Annotated in this window: 13 protein-coding genes; 5 read left to right on the top strand and 8 right to left on the bottom strand. The window is 44.4% G+C overall.

The annotated features are described in order from the left end of the window. Positions 1–40 precede the first annotated feature (40 nt). Both pflA and pflB read right to left on the bottom strand, forming a co-directional pair. Positions 41–781, bottom strand: coding sequence for a pyruvate formate lyase 1-activating protein (gene pflA / locus HGO26_RS06940; RefSeq protein WP_168824162.1), 741 nt, complete (start codon positions 779–781; stop codon positions 41–43). 63 nt (positions 782–844) lie between these two features. Next, entirely contained in the window at positions 845–3,127 is a 2,283-nt protein-coding gene (gene pflB / locus HGO26_RS06935) for a formate C-acetyltransferase (protein ID WP_028760972.1), read from the bottom strand. A 1,206-nt stretch (positions 3,128–4,333) separates the two neighbouring features. Here pflB and focA point away from each other — a divergent pair. Further along, the gene (focA, locus tag HGO26_RS06930; RefSeq protein WP_168824160.1) at positions 4,334–5,329 is read left to right on the top strand and encodes a formate transporter FocA; all 996 of its coding nucleotides are present in this window, start codon (positions 4,334–4,336) and stop codon (positions 5,327–5,329) included. 152 nt (positions 5,330–5,481) lie between these two features. On the opposite strand, the gene HGO26_RS06925 is transcribed toward focA, so the two are convergent. The 4 genes from HGO26_RS06925 to cysK all read right to left on the bottom strand — a co-directional run bounded on the left by HGO26_RS06925 (position 5,482) and on the right by cysK (position 12,189). Continuing rightward, on the bottom strand, positions 5,482–8,100 hold the full coding sequence (locus tag HGO26_RS06925; RefSeq protein WP_131523544.1) for a TonB-dependent receptor plug domain-containing protein: 2,619 nt from the start codon (positions 8,098–8,100) through the stop codon (positions 5,482–5,484). Between the two features lie 693 nt (positions 8,101–8,793). Then, a complete protein-coding gene (locus tag HGO26_RS06920; protein WP_168824158.1) occupies positions 8,794–9,792 on the bottom strand; it encodes a TDT family transporter in 999 nt (332 codons plus the stop codon). 152 nt (positions 9,793–9,944) lie between these two features. Next, positions 9,945–11,018: a methyltransferase gene (locus HGO26_RS06915; protein WP_168824156.1), complete on the bottom strand. Its 1,074-nt coding sequence runs from the start codon at positions 11,016–11,018 to the stop codon at positions 9,945–9,947. 202 nt (positions 11,019–11,220) lie between these two features. Continuing rightward, positions 11,221–12,189, bottom strand: coding sequence for a cysteine synthase A (cysK, locus tag HGO26_RS06910; RefSeq protein ID WP_113940761.1), 969 nt, complete (start codon positions 12,187–12,189; stop codon positions 11,221–11,223). A gap of 250 nt (positions 12,190–12,439) precedes the next feature. On the opposite strand from cysK, the gene HGO26_RS06905 reads away from it, so the two are divergent. Further along, positions 12,440–13,642 carry an RDD family protein gene (locus tag HGO26_RS06905; protein WP_168824153.1) on the top strand — a complete coding sequence of 401 codons (1,203 nt, stop codon included), beginning with the start codon at positions 12,440–12,442 and terminating at the stop codon, positions 13,640–13,642. After that, the gene (locus HGO26_RS06900; RefSeq protein WP_168824151.1) at positions 13,639–14,760 is read left to right on the top strand and encodes a beta-ketoacyl-ACP synthase III; all 1,122 of its coding nucleotides are present in this window, start codon (positions 13,639–13,641) and stop codon (positions 14,758–14,760) included. Before HGO26_RS06905 ends, HGO26_RS06900 begins: the two co-directional genes overlap by 4 nt. Positions 14,761–14,860: 100 nt before the next feature. Here the strand turns inward: HGO26_RS06900 and HGO26_RS06895 are convergent, their stop codons facing one another. Both HGO26_RS06895 and cysZ read right to left on the bottom strand, forming a co-directional pair. Beyond that, positions 14,861–17,302 (bottom strand): carbohydrate binding family 9 domain-containing protein, encoded by a 2,442-nt coding sequence (locus tag HGO26_RS06895; protein WP_168824149.1) that lies wholly within the window; start codon positions 17,300–17,302, stop codon positions 14,861–14,863. A gap of 144 nt (positions 17,303–17,446) precedes the next feature. Next, positions 17,447–18,226, bottom strand: coding sequence for a sulfate transporter CysZ (cysZ, locus tag HGO26_RS06890; protein ID WP_131523549.1), 780 nt, complete (start codon positions 18,224–18,226; stop codon positions 17,447–17,449). A gap of 197 nt (positions 18,227–18,423) precedes the next feature. Between cysZ and HGO26_RS06885 the strand changes: the two genes are divergently transcribed. Together HGO26_RS06885 and zipA are read left to right on the top strand one after the other, a co-directional pair. Next, on the top strand, positions 18,424–21,837 hold the full coding sequence (locus HGO26_RS06885; protein ID WP_168824147.1) for a chromosome segregation protein SMC: 3,414 nt from the start codon (positions 18,424–18,426) through the stop codon (positions 21,835–21,837). Positions 21,838–21,860: 23 nt separating this feature from the next. Then, on the top strand, positions 21,861–22,934 hold the full coding sequence (gene zipA, locus HGO26_RS06880) for a cell division protein ZipA (RefSeq protein ID WP_168824145.1): 1,074 nt from the start codon (positions 21,861–21,863) through the stop codon (positions 22,932–22,934). The last annotated feature ends 9 nt before the right edge of the window (positions 22,935–22,943 follow it).

Here is a 22,943-nt window from a genome sequence, read left to right as displayed (position 1 = left end):
TTGCCGCGGTTATCCGTTTTGGCTTTTCTATTACTGTGGATTAATAAATCGCGTTAATCCCTTGTTGGACAAATACCGCTTTGATCTTTTCCATGGTTTCTCGACTCGGGGGGGATATTCCATCGAGTTGATAGCTTTCGCCCATGGCTTCCCACTTATGTTTACCTAATTCGTGATAGGGTAGTAACTCTACCTTTTCAATGTTTTTCATGGGCTTGATAAACTCGGCCAGTTGTAATGCCGATGCTTCATCGTCGGTAAATCCGCCCACTACGACATAACGTATCCACGTCGCTTGATTACGCTCTGCTAAATACTGCGCAAACTGTAATGTTCTATGGTTGCTGACTTTGGTTAACTCAATATGTTTTTCATCATCCATGTGCTTGATGTCGAGCAGGACCAAGTCAGTGTGGTCGAGCAACTCATCAATCACTGGCGTGTACTTACGTACAAAACCATTGGTATCTAAACAGGTATGAATACCTTCTTGCTTACAGGCTGTGAATAATTCGGCGACAAATTCGGCCTGTAAAATGGCTTCACCACCACTGGCCGTAACACCACCATTGCTGGCATCGAGAAAAGGCCGATAGCTGATGATTTGACTCATTAACTCATCGACCAGAACTTCTTTTCCGCCATCAAGATCCCAAGTGTCACGGTTGTGGCAATATTGGCAGCGCATTAAACAGCCCTGCATAAAGGTGATAAACCGTATGCCGGGACCATCTACTGTGCCAAAGGATTCCACCGAGTGGATCCGACCGATAACTGCCATTGTGACTCCTGTTAAAATAAGTGAGGCTGTAGCACAGTGTACTACAGCCTTGACTAATTTAGCTTACAGACCTTTTGTGAATGTACGCGTGATCACATCTTGTTGCTGCTCTGGCGTCAGTGAGTTGAAGCGCACTGCATAGCCAGAAACACGAATGGTCAGCTGTGGATACTTGTCTGGATGCTTAACGGCATCTTCGAGCATCTCGCGGTTCATCACGTTGACGTTCAAGTGTTGGCCACCTTCTTTTTTGTCATTGTGGTCGAAGTATCCGTCCATCAATGCCGCTAAGTTGGTACGGCGAGCATCATCATCTTTACCCAGCGCATTTGGCACGATTGAGAAGGTATAAGAAATACCGTCTTGAGCGTGGGCAAATGGGAGTTTTGCCACTGAGGTTAAAGAAGCGATTGCGCCTTTTTCATCACGGCCATGCATAGGGTTTGCACCCGGTGCAAATGGCGCACCTGAACGACGACCATCTGGTGTGTTACCGGTTTTCTTACCATAAACCACGTTTGAGGTGATGGTCAGAATTGACTGCGTTGGGATCGCATTGCGATACATTTTTCGGTCACGAATTTTCGCCATAAAACGTTCAACTAAGTCACAGGCGATATCATCTACACGTGGGTCGTTGTTACCAAATTTTGGATAGTCACCGCTGATATCGAAATCAACTGCTATGCCGTTTTCATCACGAACCGGTTTTACGGTGGCGTATTTGATGGCAGACAGTGAGTCGGCTGCGATAGATAAACCCGCAATACCACAAGCCATAGTGCGACGTACGTCTCTGTCGTGCAGCGCCATAAGCGCGGCTTCGTAAGAGTACTTATCGTGCATGTAGTGGATTGAGTTCAGTGCAGTGACATATTGAGTCGCTAACCAATCCATTAAACCGTCTAAGCGATTCATCACATCATCAAAGTTGAGCACTTCGTCTGTGATCATGTCTGCTTTAGGGGCAATTTGGATTTTCAGTTTTTCGTCTACGCCGCCGTTAATCGCATACAGCATGGTTTTCGCTAAGTTAGCGCGAGCACCGAAGAACTGCATGTGTTTACCCACAACCATAGGGCTCACACAACAGGCGATTGCATAGTCGTCTGATTGGAAATCAGGACGCATTAAGTCATCGTTTTCGTATTGGATTGAGCTAGTGTCGATAGACACTTTGGCGCAATATTTTTTGAAACCGATTGGCAGTTTATCTGACCATAATACCGTGATGTTTGGCTCAGGACTTGGACCCATAGTGTAAAGGGTGTTCAAGAAACGGAAGCTTGATTTCGTCACTAACGTACGGCCATCTAAGCCCATACCGCCAATTGACTCCGTCGCCCAAATTGGGTCGCCTGAGAACAATTCGTCGTATTCAGGGGTACGTAGGAAACGCACCATACGCAATTTCATCACGAAATGGTCAACCATTTCCTGAGCTTGTTGCTCAGTTAAGGTGCCATTTTTCAGATCACGTTCAATATAGATGTCGAGGAATGAAGAGGTACGACCTAATGACATGGCAGCGCCATTTTGGCTCTTCACTGCAGCTAAATAGCCGAAGTAAGTCCATTGGATCGCTTCTTGTGCATTGGTCGCTGGACGAGAAATATCGAAGCCATACTTGGCAGCCATTTTCTTCATTTGGCCTAATGCACGGTGTTGCTCGGCAATTTCTTCACGTAATTGGATAACGTTAGATAACTCTTCACCCGCTTCGAACTGCGCTTGCAGTGAGCTAAATTGGGCAAACTTATCTTTCATAAGGTAATCGATACCGTAAAGTGCCACACGGCGATAGTCACCAATGATACGGCCACGGCCATAAGCATCGGGCAAGCCCGTTAAAATACCTGATTTACGACAGGCCATAATTTCGGGGGTGTAAACATCGAACACACCTTGGTTATGGGTTTTGCGCAGTTCTGAATAAACGTATTTAACATCTTCATCCAGTACACGATCGTAGGCGGCGCATGAGCTTTCCACCATACGAATACCACCGTTAGGCAACATAGCGCGTTTTAGCGGCGCGTCTGTTTGTAAGCCAACGATAGTTTCTAATTCTTTGTTGATATAGCCAGCGTCGTGGGAAGTGATGGTTGAAACCATCTTAGTGTCGAAATCAACAGGCGCGTGGGTACGGTTTTCCTGTTTGATGCCTTCCATGACTTTATCCCACAATTTTGTGGTCGCTTCGGTGGCACCGGCGAGGAAGGACTCGTCGCCTTCAAAAGGCGCGTAGTTTTGTTGGATAAAGTCACGTACATTGACTTCAGATTTCCAATCGCCAGGAGTAAAGCCTTCCCATGCGTTGGCAAACAGTTCAGTTTTGTCGGTCATCGTACTAATACCTTCTGGTTGAGATAAAAGGTTATTGGCGATCAGCGTTAAGCAATGCTGAGTATAAGCCAATAGCTAATTCCTGAAATAAAGCTCCCTTCATGATGACGCCCTATGATGGGAACTGGATTTTGAAGCGCTCGTCACTCCAAAAGTCTGTCTATTGATACCCGATAAGATGACAAATATTCGCTTACTTTGATTATCGGCTACTGATAAATCTTTATAATTGGTAAGACCAATTGTCCATAAACATATTAACATAGGTCTGTCGCTATCGCATCTTAAACGGCTTGGTTTATGCTCTGTTAATCCCAAATTTGCTAGCTAGGTAGCATTTTTTTACCACAATAGGGAATACGGCACGCTTTTTAAGTTGGTGTGACATCTGAACCCCATTATCTCTTAAATCAGCCTGCCTATATTGTTCCCATTTACTGTCCACCTTTAGCGAGGATAAATCTATCCTCGTATAGGCTGATTTTGATTGGTGGGAGTCACGGCTCGATAATGGGAGCTGTCACAGTAGGCGCAGTGGTTATGATATTAAAAATAAGTTTGATGTTAGCTATTTGTATTAATTTATTTTTATTTGCTAACTTAGTGTCGATTTAGGAGACGGCATGTCATAACGCCATCAAATAAAGCATGCAATGCTTAAATCATTCAGGAAGGGTTAAAGAGTGGCTAAATACAGTAGTTGGCTATGATGCAGGCAACTTGTTACTTGCTGTTGGACTAAACTGTAAATGCTAAAGTATCGGTTCAATTTAATGAATACTGAGATACACGCATCAAGCTATTGGTCATTTAATGTGTCATTGCTGAGGTTTGCTTGAATCTATAGCGCATTAATTTAAGCGTTAGTTCGCTAAATATGAGATGGAAACGTGCAGGATATGCATTGTATACCATCTTAATTAAGCCACATTCTCGCGATGAAAATCGGGCTGTCATGGTAAGACCAATTAACCTTTTGTGTTTTTGGCTTCAAAGTTTTCACATTTTGGGTGTGAATAGCATCACGCTTTAGCAATATCTGCTTCACAGCATAAGCGCGTTGTATGATACAAAGCGAGACTTTAGTGAATCATCATTTAAGCAAATCATTATCTCGGTTTTGATTCGTGTTATCTGCGCAATGGCGCTGCTGGAGATACCTATGCTACGCGTTCAAGTTTGTTTATCTGAAGTTGGAGTTATGCAATGAAAAGCCCAAATCCATCGTCATCAGTTCCAACTGTGACAAACAGCGCACATGAAGCGCCACAGGTTTCAGCTCATTTTAGTTGTTACAATCAGGCTGAAATTTACGGGACAAGCAAAGTGGTTAAAGCACCTTGGCAGTCCTTTGGCTTAGCCGTGTTTGCTGGCGCATTTATCGCTTTAGCCTTTGTTTTTTATTTAACCGTAACCACTGGCGCAGGCGATGCGTCTTGGGGTTTAGTTCGTTTCGTTGGCGGAATAGCCTTTAGTTTAGGTTTAATCTTAGTGGTTGTTTGCGGTGGAGAACTGTTCACCAGTTCTGTGCTCAGTACCGTCGCCTGGGCACAAAAACAGGTTACTGGCGCTGAATTACTCAAATGTTGGTGCCGCGTGTATGCCGGCAATTTTGTCGGCGCTATGTTGATGGTTTGCTTGATCACTGCCGCAGGTATGTATGATCTCGATGGTGGTAACTGGGGATTAAATGCCCTTAAAGTGGCACAGCACAAACTGCACCATACTTGGGTCCAAGCCTTTAGTTTAGGCATTTTATGTAACATGTTGGTGTGTTTAGGTGTGTGGATGACCTTTGCTAGTCGTGATGTACTGACGAAATCGTTACTGTTAATTTTACCTGTGGCTATGTTCGTTAGTAGTGGCTTTGAACACAGTATCGCTAACTTATTTATGGTGCCTATGGGCATGATGATCCAATCTATCGCCAGCCCAGAGTTCTTCGTGTCTTTAGGGGTTACTCAAGCACAATTTGCCGATTTAACCGTGGCAAACTTTATATTCAATAATTTAATACCTGTAACCTTAGGCAATATTGTCGGTGGCGGTGTGATTGTTGGTTTAGGTTATTGGTGGATAGAGCAGGGTAAAGTAACCTTGGCTGAACCACACAAAGCTCATCATGAACATTTTTCTGCACCACATTCACATACTGAAAAACCTCAGCATCAGAGTGAGATTAAGCTGACTAAACATTCCTAAAACGTCTTTAATTATCAGTCTGAAGTGAAAGTGCCCAGCAGGTAGCTGGGCATTTTTATGTCGGTTTACTATGATGTGTAAATAATGAAGTAAATAAAAACGGCATCCGAAGATGCCGTTTTTTGATTAGGTTCTAACTAATAAATGCGAGATTAGAATTTCTGTGTATACGTTGCCGTAAATGTACGGCCATATAAGCTGTACAGAGAAGCATCATATTTAAGGTCCGAATCTAAAACTGGATCTTCATTAGTTAAGTTGCGAATACCCAAACTAATTTTGCCTTCCCATGGTGTAGCATAGCCATAGCTAATGTCGAAAGTTGTTTGCGAAGACAAGCTTCCAACTTGGGCGTATGTATTTGGATCTGTCTTTTCTGATTGGCCATCAATATATTGCGTTAATATAGATGCAGAGTGATCGCCATAGCTCCAGTCGATAACCCAAGTAAATCTGAACTCAGGCATACCATTACGGCCAATTTTATCGTTAACTGGGCCATCAAAATATTCTTCCTCATTATAAGAAAGAATATAAGTTAGATCGTACGAGCTGCTAAAGTCGCCAATAGCTGTTTCAAATCCACTATATGTTAGATTGAAGTCAACACCAGAAGTATCAAAACCGTTGCCATTTGCTTTAGGTGTCGTTGCTGATAATAACTTGCCATTCGGATTATCGCCTACGCGTTTGATTTCACCGCGGCTTAAGTTACCGTAACCAACTTTTTGTTCTTCTTTTAATAGTGAGTCTAAAGAGACAAAAGTAATAACATCTTTGATATCTAAGCTGTAATACTCAACTTTACTACTCAGTTTATCTGTGATATCCCATACTAGTCCTAAGTTGTAGAAATCTGATGTTTCTGGTTGTAATTCGCTATTCGCAGTACGAGTCACATCATATTGTTTGGCTTTACAGTCAGCTACATTCGTGCCTAGCACATCACAGTAATGGTAATCCGTTGCTGTATCTGCACTGAAAGAATCTGCTGCAAGTAGATCTGATAATGATGGAGCGCGGAAACCTTGACCCCAAGATGCTCTGAATACAACATCATCTAAGACTTGATATCTTAGAGCGACTTTTGGTGTTGTTGCAGAGCCAAAGTCAGAGTAGTTATCGTAGCGATAAGCTAAGTTTAATTCTAAATCTTCGGTTACAGGGATAATTGATTCAGCGAACAGTGCATAGACATCACGGTCACCTGAAGAGCCATTACCTGATGAACCAATAACGTCACCAGCAGCGGTTTGCGCATCAACGTTAGCTTCATACTTGTATTGGAGTGCTTCAGTTCCTATGTACCAACCAATGCTACCAGCAGGTAATTCAATGGCTTCAAAGTTCACACCAGCATTAATACTTTGGAACTCCATTATGTCTTGCTTGAGGGTTTCGTGAGTCATATCTGCTATGACAGATGCACTATTTCCTTCAGGACCAAAGTTGAAAATACCATCTTTCACATATCTTTCAACCGTAGGTCTGTGTACATATCCAGTACCATAGTTACTGTTTTCAGCTAAATTGTAATGGTATGTGAAGTCCCAACCAAAGCTGTCATGCGTGCCAACTAAACCCAATTGAATATCGGTGCTGTAATCGACAGTTTTTGCATCACGAGTACCAACATCTGTGAAGCGATAATAAGCTCGCCCAGCATTTTCGTTTAAACTGTTGCCAGTGTATTTCCCATTAGCATCATAATTTTTTACTTCAACTTGACCTGGAGCGACATTAAACCAGCCTGCTGCCGGAGCATATCGACCGAAAGTTTCATTGCGAGAGAATAGACCTAAGCCTTGAAATACGATTTCATCAGAAAGTTCATATTCTCCATTTACATAGCCAGCAGTATAGGAACGTGCAGCATGGTCAGCAGCTTCTGCTGTAAAATCGTAACCACAAACATAGTCACCATCGCCAGCATCATAGATATGTCCACCACCAACCATCTTAGGGTTATCACAAGCCGTCATAGGTTTAAATTGGCCTGTTTTTCCATCTAGGAAATTACGAGCATAAGTTGAAACGCCAGTGGTATCGTCAAATTTTGGTGCTAGGATATTGGAAGAACTTGAAAACCAACGATCACGTTGATAAATGATTTCGCGGTTTAAGTGTTCAAAAGAGAAAGTTACACTGCCTTTTTCACCAACAGTACCACCCACAATTTGTGTTTTCCATTCTTCACCACCGTCTTGCTCTGGTTGTGAGCTTGTAGCTGAAACTTCAAGGCCTTCAAAGCCTTTTTTAAGAATAATATTGACTACACCTGCAACGGCATCTGAGCCATATACTGCGGAAGCTCCATCAGTTAATACCTCAATTCTTTCAATTGCAGCAGTTGGGATAGTATTAAGGTTGACAGCGGTGCCACCTAGCGTAGGAGAGCCAGGCATACGCTTGCCATTTAACAGTACTAAAGTACGATCTGAACCCGCACCGCGGAGGTTAATTGTCGCTTGTGATTGAGCACTACTACCTGAACGTTCTGAAGTAGACCCGAAGCTGTTTAAATTACTTCTACGTAATACATCAGCAACAGACATTTCACCCGTTTTCTCAATATCGGATGCACTGATAGTTGTAACTGGTGATGAGCCCTCCATGTCGGTACGCTTAATACGTGAACCTGTTACTTCAATACGTTCAACTTTGGCACCATCTTCAGCTGCATATACTATCGAAGTGGTTAACGCGGCAGTAGCTGCTCCGCTTATTAATGCAAAGCGAACGGCTTTGGCTAATGTAGAATTTGCACGCATTTTATTCTCCCTTAACACATGTTGTATGTTTATTTTTTATTTTTCTTAAATGGTTACTTATGTAAAGAATTAAGCTCTCATTTAATTGAGTTCAGGATATAACCACAAGAAAATAACAAGTGCAACATTGGTTATGCTGGAGTTTTGTTTAAAATTTGTTATTTACTCTCTTTTTAAAATGCAGATATAAGTAGGGTGTGTGTGTAATCGGTGGCAGATAAGGTTTTAATCTGAGGGTTTTGTTTTTTATTTGGCTTTTTGTTTTTATTATTGGTTCTTTGTGTTTTTTTATTGTTGCTAATATTTTGTTTTATTGTGTTTTAATTTTGTTGTTTTCAATAATAGTTTGAAACTATTTTATGTGAAAAAGTAAAAATTAATAACGATATGGTTTGTCATTCCATATATTTTAGATTGGATGATTGAGGAGTGTTATCAATAAGGGTTTTCATGCGGTTTAATTTTGTATGGTGATATTTTTACACCGCGTCAGTAAGCTAGAAGTAAAATTATGGAATGAAATGTTGTAAAGAATAAAAACTAATCAAATGCTATTTCTGATTATTTAATTTTGACTGTTTAAATATAAAAGCGAAGTGAATATCTATTCACTTCGCTTTCGGTTTATTGTTTAGTTTTTTGAGTGAACAATTCATTTGTATGGTTAATTATTTTTACAAAAAGCTGTTCTGTTTATTTGCTATTTAGAACTGATTTGTGCTCTACCACGTTAAATTGCAGTGGAAAGTAGTGTCCTAAATAACGTAGGGCGACATAGGCAACCACTAAGGTGGCGATTACCAGTTCGAATTCTGCTAAGTATTTTATCCATATCGCTAACTCACCCATGTTATTGAACTGCGTTAACCAAGCAGCGGTTTTAAAGAGGGCGGTTGCACCGATCACCATAGGGAAGGTAAAGGCTGCGTAGCCTGGGCTAAAGGGCAGTTTTAGTAGGTGAAAGAAGGCCAAGTAGATGATGCTGGTCATCAGAATGGCGATGCTCAGTAGTAAGGCGACTAAGGGAATCGACGCCTGCTCGCAAACGGTCAGATAACCTGCAAGTGATAAACTGGCGGGCGCCGCGAGAATGGCAATGGTTGGTTTAGCGGCATCGGGTATCGCCTGACAGAAAATGAGGCGATAGAGCATCAAAGGCAGCATGATTAAGTAAGCCAACATCCCAAAAACCAAAATGGCATTTGCTAACCATTGGTAGTCAGACACAGGGAAAGACACTGCCGCGACGATAATGCCAATCGGTGGTACGAACCAGCTCGGAACCATGTGCTCGAGTTTAAAATCAATGGCGCGATAATAGATAAACGCGCTTAGGAAGATCACATGGATACCAATGGCGACTAGCCACAGAGTTAAGCCTGCATGGGGGAAATAATCGCCGAGTGATTTAGACACCACCATCAAGCCCATGGCGAAGGTGGGGATCACACTACCAATCACAGGGTGACTTAGCTCGTCCTTTAAAATATTAGGATGAAGCATGAATTTACCCATGAGCAATAACAGTAACACAGAGGCTATGATGGCACCTGTGAGTTGTCCTGCGCCATTAAGTGAAGGTGTCATGTTCTCCCATGTCCAACCTAAGCTGGCAATTGCCAGTGCCAACCCAGCCATAGGGCTGGGAAGTTTAGCTGCGTGGGATGTCCAGCGTTTGCGTTTTGAAGTCATTTTGAATACCTCTCAATACTGACAATGCTTAACATCGCTTTTTTGGGGCGCTGTTTTGATGTATTTAGTGTACTGCGGGTATCAATGATAAATAAATTTGATTGATTTTATTCATTGCATAAGTTTTGTTTACTTTGATGTTGCTATTAAACTTAAGGTTTGAGTTTACAACGCAGTAGCGTGTGCCCTAGGCCAAGATTGTCTGTATCTTCATCCACATACAGTCCCGCTTGGTAAAGCAGGGCCAATAAATCCTTAGAGTGATACATGCGGCTATTGCCATTGGCCATGGCGCTGAAATAGAGGCTAGTGGCATTTACGCAATAGGCGGAGGCGGCCGATGGCTGTCTATCCCAAAAGGTTTCGACGATAAAGAGTTGGCTGCTTGATGTCATTGCCTTTGCCGTGCGTTGTAAAATGCTCAGGATTTGGCTTTTTGAGAAGCAATCCAGAAATTGACTCATCCAGTAAGTATCGGCGCCTTCGACAAAGGGTTGGGAGTCGTCTAGCAGATCGGTGGCAAAGGTATGCACTCGTGCTGCAAAACCTCGTGCGAGTGCATTTTGTGTGGCTACCTCAAGTTGCCCCGGAAAATCCATAATCGTGACTTCAACGTTTGCGTCATAATCACAGCAGCTCAGTGCCCATTTTCCCGTATTGCCGCCTATATCCACTAAATGGATTGGCTTATGGGCGAACACTAACGGCAGAAGCTGTGGAAAGGCATGATCCGAATAGTAATGATCGAAGGCAAACCAGCTCTGTTTCGCTTTGGGTGGTAAATCCTTCAAGGCAGGGTAGATAGTATCCCAGTCACCGAAAACCTTGAGTCCTGCGGCCTTGCCTTCGAGTAGTGCGGTATCAAGGCTAAAAAGGCCTTGATAACAAACGTCCTGCACAAAGTTAAGGTTGATGGCGGCCATGTCGTCATGGAGTAAAAAGTGCCCCGTTTTGTCGAGCACATAGCCATTTTCATTTTGCCAAACGAGCCCCATGCTGAGCCCCATATCCAGCAAGACTCCAAGGGCGTACTCGCTCAGTGGTGTCGATTGGCTTAACTCGGCCGCAGTGATCCCACGTTCAGCCGCGTTATCTATTTGCGCTAGCACATCGAATTTGAGTAGGCAGTGGGCGACTTGAAAGCTGATGGGGCCAAAGGCAATTTTTTGAGCTTCAAACTTCGCATTGAAGGCGCTGATGTTACTTGGTGTTCGGTAAAAAGACATAAAAAGGAATGAATTGGCGAGCGGGTCCGTTCTTTATAACCAAGTTAGCCGTGAAAGCCAGTTGAGATACAAAGAACTATGAGCTGTATCCAAACTTGAGCAGTAACTTGTTTATGCTCTGTAATCGAGATCTAAATAATGGAATGCCATAAATAAAAATACCCAGCCAAAGCTGGGTATTTTAAGGACGATAAAACGTCGTTTATTGAACGTTTTCTTCGTCGCCGAATTGGCCTTGGAACAAGACTGAAGATAGGTAACGCTCGGCAGCCGATGGCAAAATCACCACAATGGTTTTGCCTGCAAACTCTGGCAACTCAGCGATGCGGTTGGCGGCGACAACGGCGGCACCCGATGAAATACCCACTAAAATGCCTTCTTCTTGCATTAAGCGGCGGGCCATGTCGATGGCTTCATCGTTAGTTACAGCCTCAACACGGTCAATCAATTCTAAATCTAAGTTACCTGGGATAAAGCCTGCACCAATACCTTGAATTTTATGCGGCCCTGGTTGCACTGGTAAACCCGCTAAGGTTTGAGCTATAACAGGAGAATCTGCTGGCTCAACCGCAACTGAGGTGATGGTTTTACCGGCCACTTTTTTCAAGTAACGGCTTACCCCAGTAATTGTACCGCCAGTACCTACACCGGCAACAAACACATCCACTTCACCGTCGGTATCATTCCAGATTTCTGGACCTGTGGTTTTTTCATGGATTTCTGGGTTAGCAGGGTTATTAAACTGCTGCAATAAAATGTATTTTTCAGGAGCCGATTGGCGAATTTCTTCCGCTTTATCAATCGCACCTTTCATGCCTTTCGCGCCTTCAGTCAGCACGAGAGTTGCGCCTAGGGCTTTGAGTAGCTTACGACGCTCTAAACTCATGGTATTTGGCATGGTCAGGGTCAGTTTATAGCCACGGGCCGCGGCAACATACGCTAATGCAATACCTGTGTTGCCTGATGTCGGCTCAATCAGCTCGTGATTTTTTGTTAATAGACCTTTCTTCTCGGCATCCCAAATCATATTGGCACCGATACGGCATTTAACACTGAAACTTGGGTTACGGGCTTCGACTTTGGCCAGTACTTTACCTTGGCTAACACGGTTTAAACGTACTAGCGGTGTATTACCAATAGTATATGAATTATCTTCGAAAATTTTGCTCATGGATTGCTTGCTCCTATGTTGGCACTACTGAATCATAATCTGCTGTGGCGCTTTTAGAAGTGATTGTTTGTTCTTCTTTATTCGATTTGGTTATTAAAGGGTGTGCTGTTATTCGCAAACCCTGATTGGCAGCCAGTTTAACTGTGTTAACCTCTTGCTAACATAAAAAAGATTGTGGCATTAACAGGGATAACTTCTTGATGTCTCAATCGTAAAACTAGCCTATCACTCGTATCGGACAAGCGCAAAGATGAAGCAGCAACAAATGGATCTGGGTAAAGATCCAAAAACGATGGTAACACCAAAGGCATTTACCATTGCAGCAGCCGTGTTATATACCCCATTGGCGACACCGTTGAAGCGGATGTTAGCCATACTGATTGATGGTTTGCTGATCACTGTGTTAGCTGAGCAGATGGATTGGATGTTTGTCTTGCTGGTGGTCAGTATTATCTGGATTGAAAAGCGCAGTCGTAAGTTTGGTCGTTTATTAAAGTGGGGACTTTATGCCTTGATGTTGGTTTTTATGTTGCTGACAACCGCCAATAATCTGTTTGATTTTAATGGAACAGACGTTAAAAGCAGTGAGGGAGTAGAGCAACAATTTGCATTAGGTGAACAAATCATTACGTCACTACCAGCATTGATGTCGTTGAGCCAGTGTAATAATTATGCTTGTGGTAAAACTCAAGTTCAGTCCCTACATGAAGCGATAAAAAATGCTTCAGGATCAAAGGGCATGACAGAAAATGATCAACGTGAAATAGTGCTAGCAACCATAGCCAACAGTAGTTTACCTGCCGTAGACAGTGAAAAGTTACAGGCGGAAGTGCTTAATGGCAGCCTATGGCCTGTTATTACGCTTCCTGTTGAGTTGGCGACAACAGATTCTCCGCCTGAGCCACTTCAGCCTATTCAAGCTATTTCGCCGGATGTACAGCCGCAAAGTGCGGTGGCTGATGCAGTGGATGTGAGCCCTTCGCAATATTCTCGCCTCAGAACCGTTGATGAAGCTACAAGCCATAGTGTTGTCGCTTGGGTTAAAGGCTTTCTGAGTGATATGGGGCTGGGTTTTGGTTGGGCAGCGTTTTACTTTACCGTCTTTACTGCACGATTTGATGGTCAAACCTTAGGTAAGAAGATGTTGGGCATTCGGGTGATCCAGCTCGATGGTGCCAATATCAGTTTATGGGCCGCGTTTGGCCGTTATGGTGGCTATGCCGCAGGCTTTACCACAGGCTTACTTGGTTTTATGCAAATATTTTGGGATGCCAATCGGCAGGGGATCCAAGATAAAATATCTTCAACAGTCGTGATAGACTTAGTGCAAATGCATAAAAAGCAACGATTAGAGCAACAAGCGCAGGGGCAAAATGAGTTAGCACCTGTGCTTACGAGTGATGATGTATCCTCTGCTCACCTTACAACCAGTACCCGTTTGGAGCATTTATGAAACAGGTCGTCATTTCGGGGAGTGGCCTATTTACGCCGCCCCACAGTATTTCCAATGAAGCCTTAGTTGAGAGCTTCAATGCTTATGTGGATATTTTCAATCTTGAAAATGCAGGCTTAATTGAGCAAGGCCATGTTGCGGCTTTGTCCTATTCATCAAGCGAGTTTATTGAAAAAGCCTCAGGCATCAAGCACAGATATGTGATGGTGAAAGAGGGCATTCTGGATCCCGAAGTCATGATGCCGTTGATTCCTGAGCGCAGCAGTGACGAATTATCTATGCAGGCTGAGATTGGCCTTGAAGCTGCCTTGATGGCACTAAAGAATGCCAATCTCAAAGCTGAGCAAATTGACTTAGTGATTGTTGCCTGCGCTTATACTCAGCGTGCGTATCCTGCTATGGCGATTGAAATTCAACGTGCACTGGGTACGCGGGGTTATGGTTACGACATGCAGGTAGCGTGTTCATCGGCGACGTTTGCAATTGTCGCCGCGGCTAATGCCATTGCTACGGGTTCTGCCTCAAGAGTGCTAGTGATCAACCCTGAAATTTGCTCGGCACAGGTGAATTATCGCGACCGTGACAGCCATTTTATCTTCGGTGATGTGGCGACGGCTCTGGTACTGGAAGAACAAAGCTTAGCCCAGTCTGACCATGTGTTTAAGATCATCTCAAGCCGCTGTTTTACCGATTACTCGAACAATATTCGCAGTAATTTCGGTTTCTTGAATCGCTGCGATCCGAGTGCGGCCCATCAAGCCGATAAGTTATTCCACCAACAAGGGCGCAAGGTATTTAAAGAGCTGTTGCCGATGATTTATCAACATTTGGATGAACATCTGGCCGAACAAGCGTTAACGCCACAGTCTTTTAAGCGTTTGTGGTTGCATCAAGCGAACATCAACATGAATCAGTTCGTGGTGAGAAAGCTGTTAGGGGATGATGTGTCAGCGGAACAAGCGCCTGTGGTGTTAGATGAGTACGCCAATACGGCTTCCGCGGGTTCTGTGATTGCATTTCACAAGTTTTCCGGTGACTTTAAGGCTGGCGATTTAGGTTTATTGAGTTCGTTTGGCGCAGGATATTCTATTGGTAGTGTTATTCTGCAGAAGGTCTAAGATTCTCACCGTCATAATAAAAAGCCCACATCGAGGAAGATGTGGGCTTTTTTATGTCAGTTGTTTGCCTAAGTTGCTTTCTGTTTAAGGCAATGATTGTTTATAGCAGCCATGCGTAACTTAACTTCATAAAGTAGGTTTTCTCGTCCCGTGTCAGGCGGCTTAACTCATCATTAGCCTGCAAACTATCAGAGTATCCGAGGTAGAACACACTCTGCGGATTGAGTTTATAACCGTAGAGGAGCTCATTGCCTAAATGCGCTTCCTCACTCTGCGGCGCTGAATATAAATACTGCGCCACATTGCGATTTATCCGAGTGTAAATGCTAGAAAGGCGAATAAAACTGTGTAGACTGAATTGCCAGTTGAGGCGTACATCGCTCAGATTAGCGGTAAAAAGTGCACCTTGTTCCACATCCATTTGCTGATAAAGATGGGAGATATCGATAGAAAGTCCATTAGCAATTTTCCAATTGATACTCGGGTTCATTTGCGTTTTAGTGCCCAGCCTATCATTGATAAAATCAATTTCATCGCCGTAGTACATTTCAAGCTCCATACTCAGGGGCGATAACGGGGTTACTGCGCCATAAAACCACACTTGGGTTTCATCATATAGTTGACTATTTCCGGCGATAGTGAGTTGTGAAGCATCGCGGCGAGGCCCCACACGTTCACGGGTTTCTACACCAAAGGTGATTTCGCTTTGTAATGCGCCGATGATTTCGATGTAGGCTTCATACTCTTCTTCAAGTCGTTCGCCTGCTTGGTTATGAGTGATATCCCAATCTCCCGCTAATTCCACCTTGTTAAAGGTGCCCGTAGGATACCAAATCAAACCCGCACCAGCCTCAAAGGTGCGGTAATCGATTTTTTCGACAAAGCCTAAATCGGCACGAAAATCGGGATCAACTGCGTTGTATTCACTGTAAGCAAACCAATTTCGCTCTTCGTGTTTAAAGGTTAACTGATATAAATTGCCGCCAAAGCGGTTATCAGATTGGCTACGTAATACTTGTTCGTTGAGTTGGCAGTGACCGAGTTCGCAATCAAGCTGAGATTGGCCACAGGGCAAACCATTACTAGGGTCATTTTCAGTATCAGTACAAAATTGACGATAGACTCCCGTGGGGTACTGAGTATCTGATTGGGCCACTTGCGCAGTGAAACTGTCCTGTGGTGTTAGTTGATATTTCGCATCCAGACTAATGACATAGTTGTGGTAATCGGGTTGGCTGTTGATCTCATTGTGGGGGGTATTTGCTGTACCATTGTGAGTGTTGTCACTGCTTGTTTTCGCGGTAAGTAATCCGCCGATGGAGAAGGTTTTGCTAATGTCGAAACGATAACGTCCCGCAAGGTTCAAACTTTCTTGATCAAGCGAGGCAACCTCTGAGCTTAAATTTCCCGGTACCAAAAACGTGGTTTGGCTATCGTTACTCGCTAGCAGAGCTAAAGTGTGATCATCGCTCTTACTTGTCAGTTTGATACCATAGTCAGGTGCAACAATATTGCGGGTGTGCAGCAGATTCACCTGTGTGTCGAAATAGTCTTTATTATCCAAAAAGAACGGCCGTTTCTCATCATAGAACAAGGAGAAAGTGCTGTTCACATCGAGCTGGCCAGCATCGGATTCCACTTGGGAAAAATCGGGATTAATGGTGGCATTGAGTAAGGTGCTGGAATTAATGCCCCAGCGTAAGTCTACACCTGGCTCGAGATTGTTATCAGCTTCCCAGCCATCCGCCTGTTTATGTTCGTTACGGTTGGCGATAAAAGTCGGGGTGATTTGTACATCCTGTCCTTGTTCTGCCCCCGCCAAGCCAGAAGCCACACCTAACTGACAAAGTTGACAACTCGTATTACGGTCAATCTTATGGGTCGATAGGCGATGTTTTTCATTGCGTGGATAATAACGAATTAACTCAAAGCCCCATTCTTGCAGGCTTTTCTTGTCGTCAAAGTTGAACAGTCTCAGTGGTAACTCGACTTCAACCTGATAGCCATCGGCGGTGATCTTGCCTGCGGATTTCCAAATACCATCCCATGCTTCGCTTTCTTCACCCGTTAATTCGTTTTCAATTGAGTCTAATTGCACGCCAAGGGGATTAATAAAAAATTGGTATGCTAAACGGGCATTATTAAAAGTATCGAGTTTAATTCCGACTAAATCATCACTCCACAGCTTGTCTCTGTCCTTGAGTGTGGCCCGAATGAGTTTGGGATTAATGTCTTTGGCAGTAAATGCCACAAAAAGACTGGTTTTAGTCGCATAGACTCGCGCCTCGGTTTTCACTAATGCAGCAATATTTTCCCCTGGTTGGGTTTCATATTTGAGCTCTGTGACTGCGGCTTGTTGCCAAATGGCATCGTCCAACTCACCGTCAATATTGGCTGCACTGTTAAGTGTTGGAATGGCTAACTGAAATTGGCTGGCATAGCCAGCAAGACAAGTTACAGGTAGAAAAGTAAGACTAGATAAGATGATGGCTAAGATTGATTTCAACAAAAAAGACTCAAATAACACATTCGTGGCGCGCATTTTGCCAGAAAACGTGAAGTTAACAATAGCGAGTAATTGTTACAAGGTTTGCGTTGATTCTGACGAGGCGAAACATGATTGGATTATTGGGTTTAAAAAAATTGGGGAGCAGTGCTGAGCCATGACTCAGCACTGCTGGTGTTACTACTCGGGTGCGATGGCATGGTTGCGATACGCTTCACGATACTTATCGACCCACATGGCCGTCGCGCCACAAATCGCCACTGGCATGACGATAAAGTTGACTATGGGGATCATCGAAAATAGCGTCACAGTGGCGCCAAAGCTAAAACTGGTGCCACGGGTTTGATTCAAGGCAAAGCGCATATCTTTAAAACTGACCTTGTGGTTATCGAAGGGATAATCGCAGTACTGAATCGCCATCATCCAAGCGCTGAACAGAAACCATAAAATCGGCGCCAGCGTCTGGCCTACCATAGGCACTAAAAACAATAACAAAAATACCAGTGCGCGGGGCAGATAGTATTTGAGTTTGATCCACTCACGTCCAAGGATACGCGGTAAGTCTTTGATTAAATCAATACCAGAACCGGTATTCAGCTGCTTACCAGTTAACAACTGTTCGACTTTTTCAGCCAACAGACCATTAAAGGGGGCGGCGAGCCAGTTCATGACGGAGCTAAATACAAAAGCAAGCATCACCAGCATAGTGGTGACGGCGAGTGGCCAAAGTAAAAAGTTTAACCAGCTTAAGTACTCAGGGAGCTGGGCATTCATCCAAGTGAATAGCGTATCTAACTGGCCTATGGCTACATAAATGACGCCAGCAAACAGCAGTAGGTTAATCATTAGCGGAATAAATACGAAAGTGCGCAGGCCTTTACGTGTGATTAAACCAAAGCCATCGAGAAAATAATTAACGCCACTTTTGGCTGGGAAGGGCAAGGTTTTTTTCTGTGTCATATCGTTTTTCCAAAAAGTTAAGCGACAGCTATATGCGATTGTGATCAACTCATGGACAGATGACAAGCTAAAAGCCGCATGAATTCAATAAAAAGCGTTACAAAATGCTGCCTGCTTTGTTAAAGTTGGCCGATAAATGCATTTGCACCGCTCGGCTCATTTTCGGGCCAGACTTCAGAGACGCGCTAACTGGCACCATGAGATTAAAACAGATAAAACTTGCCGGCTTTAAGTCGTTTGTCGATCCCACGAAAATTCCTTTTTTACAGGCATTAACCGCCATTATTGGCCCAAATGGCTGCGGTAAATCGAACGTGATCGATGCCGTGCGATGGGTGCTCGGTGAAAGCTCGGCGAAGCACCTACGCGGTGATTCTATGGCTGATGTGATATTTAACGGTTCAAGCGCGCGAAAACCTGTGTCTGTGGCGGGGGTTGAACTTATTTTTGAAAACAAAGAGGGTCGTCTTGCTGGTCAGTATGCCAGTTATGAAGAAATCGCCGTTAAGCGTCAAGTGAGCCGCGACGGTGAGTCTTGGTATTTTCTCAATGGTCAAAAGTGTCGTCGTAAAGACATTACCGACTTGTTTATGGGCACAGGTCTTGGCCCGCGAAGTTATGCCATTATCGAGCAAGGCACTATTTCCCGCCTGATTGAATCTAAACCCCAAGACTTGCGCACCTTTATTGAGGAAGCCGCTGGGATTTCCCGCTATAAAGAGCGTCGGCGCGAAACTGAAAACCGTATTCGCCATACCCGCGAAAACCTCGAGCGTTTGGGCGATATTCGCAGTGAACTCGGTAAGCAGTTAGATAAACTTGCGCAGCAGGCTAAAGCCGCTAAACAATATCGTGAGCTTAAACAGGCCGAGCGTAAGACCCATGCTGAACTCCTTGTGATGCGCTATCAAGAGTTGCAAGCTCAGATGGCGAGCCTATCTGAGCAGATAAGTGCTATTGAAGTACAGCAAGCGGCGGCGCAGTCACTCGCGCAAACAGATGAATTACAAACCACTGAACTGCAAGTGCAACTCGCGCAACTGGCGGAGCAAGAGCAGCGAGCGGTTGAAGCCTATTATCTGACTGGTACTGAGATCGCTAAGTTAGAGCAACAGCTACAGAATCAAAAGCAACGCGACGCCCAGCTCGAAACCCAGTTGGCGCAAGTCAAAGAGCAGATCCAACAAAATACCGACAAGCTTAACGGCTATAAAGCGAGTCTTAGCGCGTTAGAGCTTGAGCTTGCCAAACTTGGGCCACAGCATGATGAGCAACAAGAGATCATGGATGAGCTGCAATCCCAATGGGAAATGAGCATAGAACGCAGTCAGCAGCAGGCCGAAGTGGCGCGCCAACAGGCAGCGGATGTTTCTCAACATAAGTTACAGCTTGAACTGCGTCGCAGCCAGTTAGCGCATCAGCAGCAATTACTACAACACAAACAGCAGCAAAGTCGTGAGCAGCAGGCACAACTTTCGGCGTTAATGGACGGTGATCTCGCATCGAGTATTACACCATTGCAGCAAGATATTGAGTCTTTGGATGATGCGCTTAAACTGCAAAATGAAATTAATCATCAGCAAGAACAAAGTGTAAGTGCAAGTACGCAAGCCTTAGATGAAGCCCGCCATAGCGCTGAGCACATTCAGCAGCAATTAACCGCGACTAAAGCGCGCCATGAGCTGGTTGAACAGTGGTTGACTCAAGAACAGCAGAGTGATAAACCGCAGTTATGGCAGAGTTTAACCGTTGAAAATGGTTGGGAAACCGCGGCCGAACTCGCCCTAAATGGCTTGTTGACCTTGCCCGTTGGCGTCACTGAAACTGAAATGGGATTTCAAGCATTAGCGTCACAATCAAACCAAAGTGAATTTTTACAGGCTAAGGTGAATCTCGCCCCTTGGTTAGCGGGGCTTAAGTGGGCAAAGGATATCCATGCAGCGAAAGAACTGCTGCCACAACTAACGTCCGATCAACGGATTGTCACTGCCGACGGTTATCTACTGGGACAAGGTTTTTTAATCACGAAAACAGAGGGCGCCCAGTCACTGGTGCAACTCAGTAAAGAGCAAGCTCAGTTAGCGCAAAATATCCTCGATTTGCAAAAATCCCTGCAGATTCGGCAAGACAAGATGACAGATCTTGCGGCTATTTTGCAGCAACAAAGACTGCAACTGACCGATGGCGCGCAAAAATTACATCAATTGCAGTTAGACAAAGCGACTAAGTCGATGCAGCTTAGTGGTTTAATCGAGCAAGTGAAGGCGCGCGTCGAACAGCAAAGTAAACTCGACGCGGCTTTAAGTACGAGTTTGATTGATATTGAACGCTTAAGCGAGCAATGCGAATTATTAGCAGAACAAGAAATGGAGCTCGATGAGACGCTGCAGGCTAGTGAAGATATTCAGCGGCAACTCATCCAAGACACACAGGCCGATAGTGTGCGCCATCAAGCATTAAAAGGGCGTATTACTGAGGTAGAACGTCAATTATCAGCCACTGCGACGGGGTTGCAATCCGTGACGATGCGCATGGCCGTGAGCACGGAGCAAATTGAATTACAGCAAGTGCGTGTCAATGAACTCATCCACTCCCGCGAGTCTGTGTTAACAGAACTTGCCAAAGTTGCCCAATTGAGTGGGGTGCAAAATAGTGTGCAGCTGACTGAACAGTTAACGCAGTTACTAAAGCAACAACATGAGCAACAACAGGGCTTAAAAGAGGTTCGTCAGCAGCAAAGTGTGCTCACAGACACATTAAACCGTATAGGAATAAAGCAAAAACAAGAGCTTGGTAAGCTTGAGGACTTGACTCAAAGCCTGAGCACGTTAAAGTTACGTCGTGAAGGAATAAAAGGCCAAGCGAATAGTCAGCTGGAAGCCTTACAGGAACAGCAAATCATTCTGTCTGAAATCCTTGGAAACTTGCCCGCAGAGGGGATGCCAGACAAGTGGCAGAGTGATTTAGATCAAATACGGCAGAAAATTGTTCGTTTAGGTGCCATTAACCTTGCGGCGATCGAAGAATTTGAACAGCAAAGTGAGCGAAAATCTTATCTTGATCATCAAGATGACGATTTAAATAAAGGGCTTGCAACCTTAGAGGAAGCGATTCGTAAAATAGATAAGGAAACCCGAAGCCGCTTTAAGACGACATTTGACTCAGTCAACGAAGATCTCGGACGCTTATTTCCGAAAGTGTTCGGTGGCGGCCGAGCTTATTTAGCGTTAACTGACGACGATTTGCTAGAAACGGGCGTGACTATCATGGCCCAACCACCGGGGAAGAAGAACAGCACAATCCATCTTCTTTCGGGTGGTGAAAAAGCATTAACCGCTTTATCATTGGTATTCGCCATTTTTAGGCTGAATCCTGCTCCCTTCTGTATGTTAGATGAAGTGGATGCGCCATTAGACGATGCCAACGTAGAACGCTTCTGTCGATTGCTAAAAGAAATGTCACAGAGCGTACAGTTTATTTATATCAGCCATAACAAAATAACCATGGAAATGGCGGATCAACTTATTGGCGTGACTATGCACGAGCCCGGTGTGTCTCGTATAGTTGCGGTAGACATAGAGCAAGCGGTGGCGATGGCTGACGCTGGATAACTAGAAGAAAGACAGGGTAACCAATGGAAGATTTGCAACTAGTATTGTTCGTTTTAGGCGCCATAGCCATAGTTGCTGTGCTGGTGCATGGATTTTGGTCGATCAGAAGACAACAGCCTAAGTCATTGAAAGATAGCCCAATGAGCAACTTTTATAAGAAACAGGCTGAGAAAGGTGAGCCGAGTCCGAAGCGGATCGATTCAGAAGGGTTTGATGCCGATGGTATTGGCGCCGTACGCGTGCGCAAAGCCGGTGAACTTGCACCTAACAACGAAACTCCTGCGGCCAATCCTTATTTGAAGCAGGAAGTAAAGCTAGAACCTAAGCCTGAATTTAAACCACAAGAGTTTAAATCAACAGAATTTAAACCAGAGTTGAAAGTTGGCCCTAAACACGAGCCTGTGACAGCTCAGCCTGATTTTAGCTTGCAGCCACCCGTGGCAAAAGAGCAACACCGTAGCCCGAAAGTCTCGCGTCAAGAGCCCGTTTTGAACACTCAAGCGAGCACGCAAACTCCGCCAATGGGTCAATCCCATGCGGCTATCGTCGCGCAAAAAGCGGCTGAGCAGGAACATGCGTTACGTAGTGCAGCTCCGCAGCAAACGGCCTTGTTTGACGAAAATGAATATAAAGAAGATAGCTATCAAGAAGAGGTTGTCGAACAAGCCGCTGAAGATGAGTTAGGTGAACCACGCGACGTACTGGTATTACACGTGGTCGCTAAAGAGGGTCTACAGCTTAACGGCGCCGAATTGCTACCTTGTTTCTTAACCTTGAATTTTAAATATGGGGATATGAATATCTTCCATCGCCATGTGGATAATGCTGGCAATGGTAAAGTATTGTTCTCGATAGCGAATATGCTAAAGCCTGGCGTGTTTGATCCGGATAATATGGAGCAGTTCAGTACCCAAGGTGTGGTGTTTTTCATGACTTTGCCTTGTTACGGTGACGCCCTAATGAACTTTTCAATTATGCTTAACTCGGCGCGTCAACTCGCGGATGATATCGATGCGGTCGTGCTTGACGGACAACGCCAACCTTGGGGTGAGTTCACTAAGCAAGATTATTTACACCGCATTCGCGCTAACGCTTAAGCCGACGCC

This window comes from Shewanella oncorhynchi, assembly GCF_012584455.1.
Lineage (GTDB): Bacteria > Pseudomonadota > Gammaproteobacteria > Enterobacterales > Shewanellaceae > Shewanella > Shewanella oncorhynchi.
This window is presented reverse-complemented; position numbering and strand designations above follow the sequence as displayed.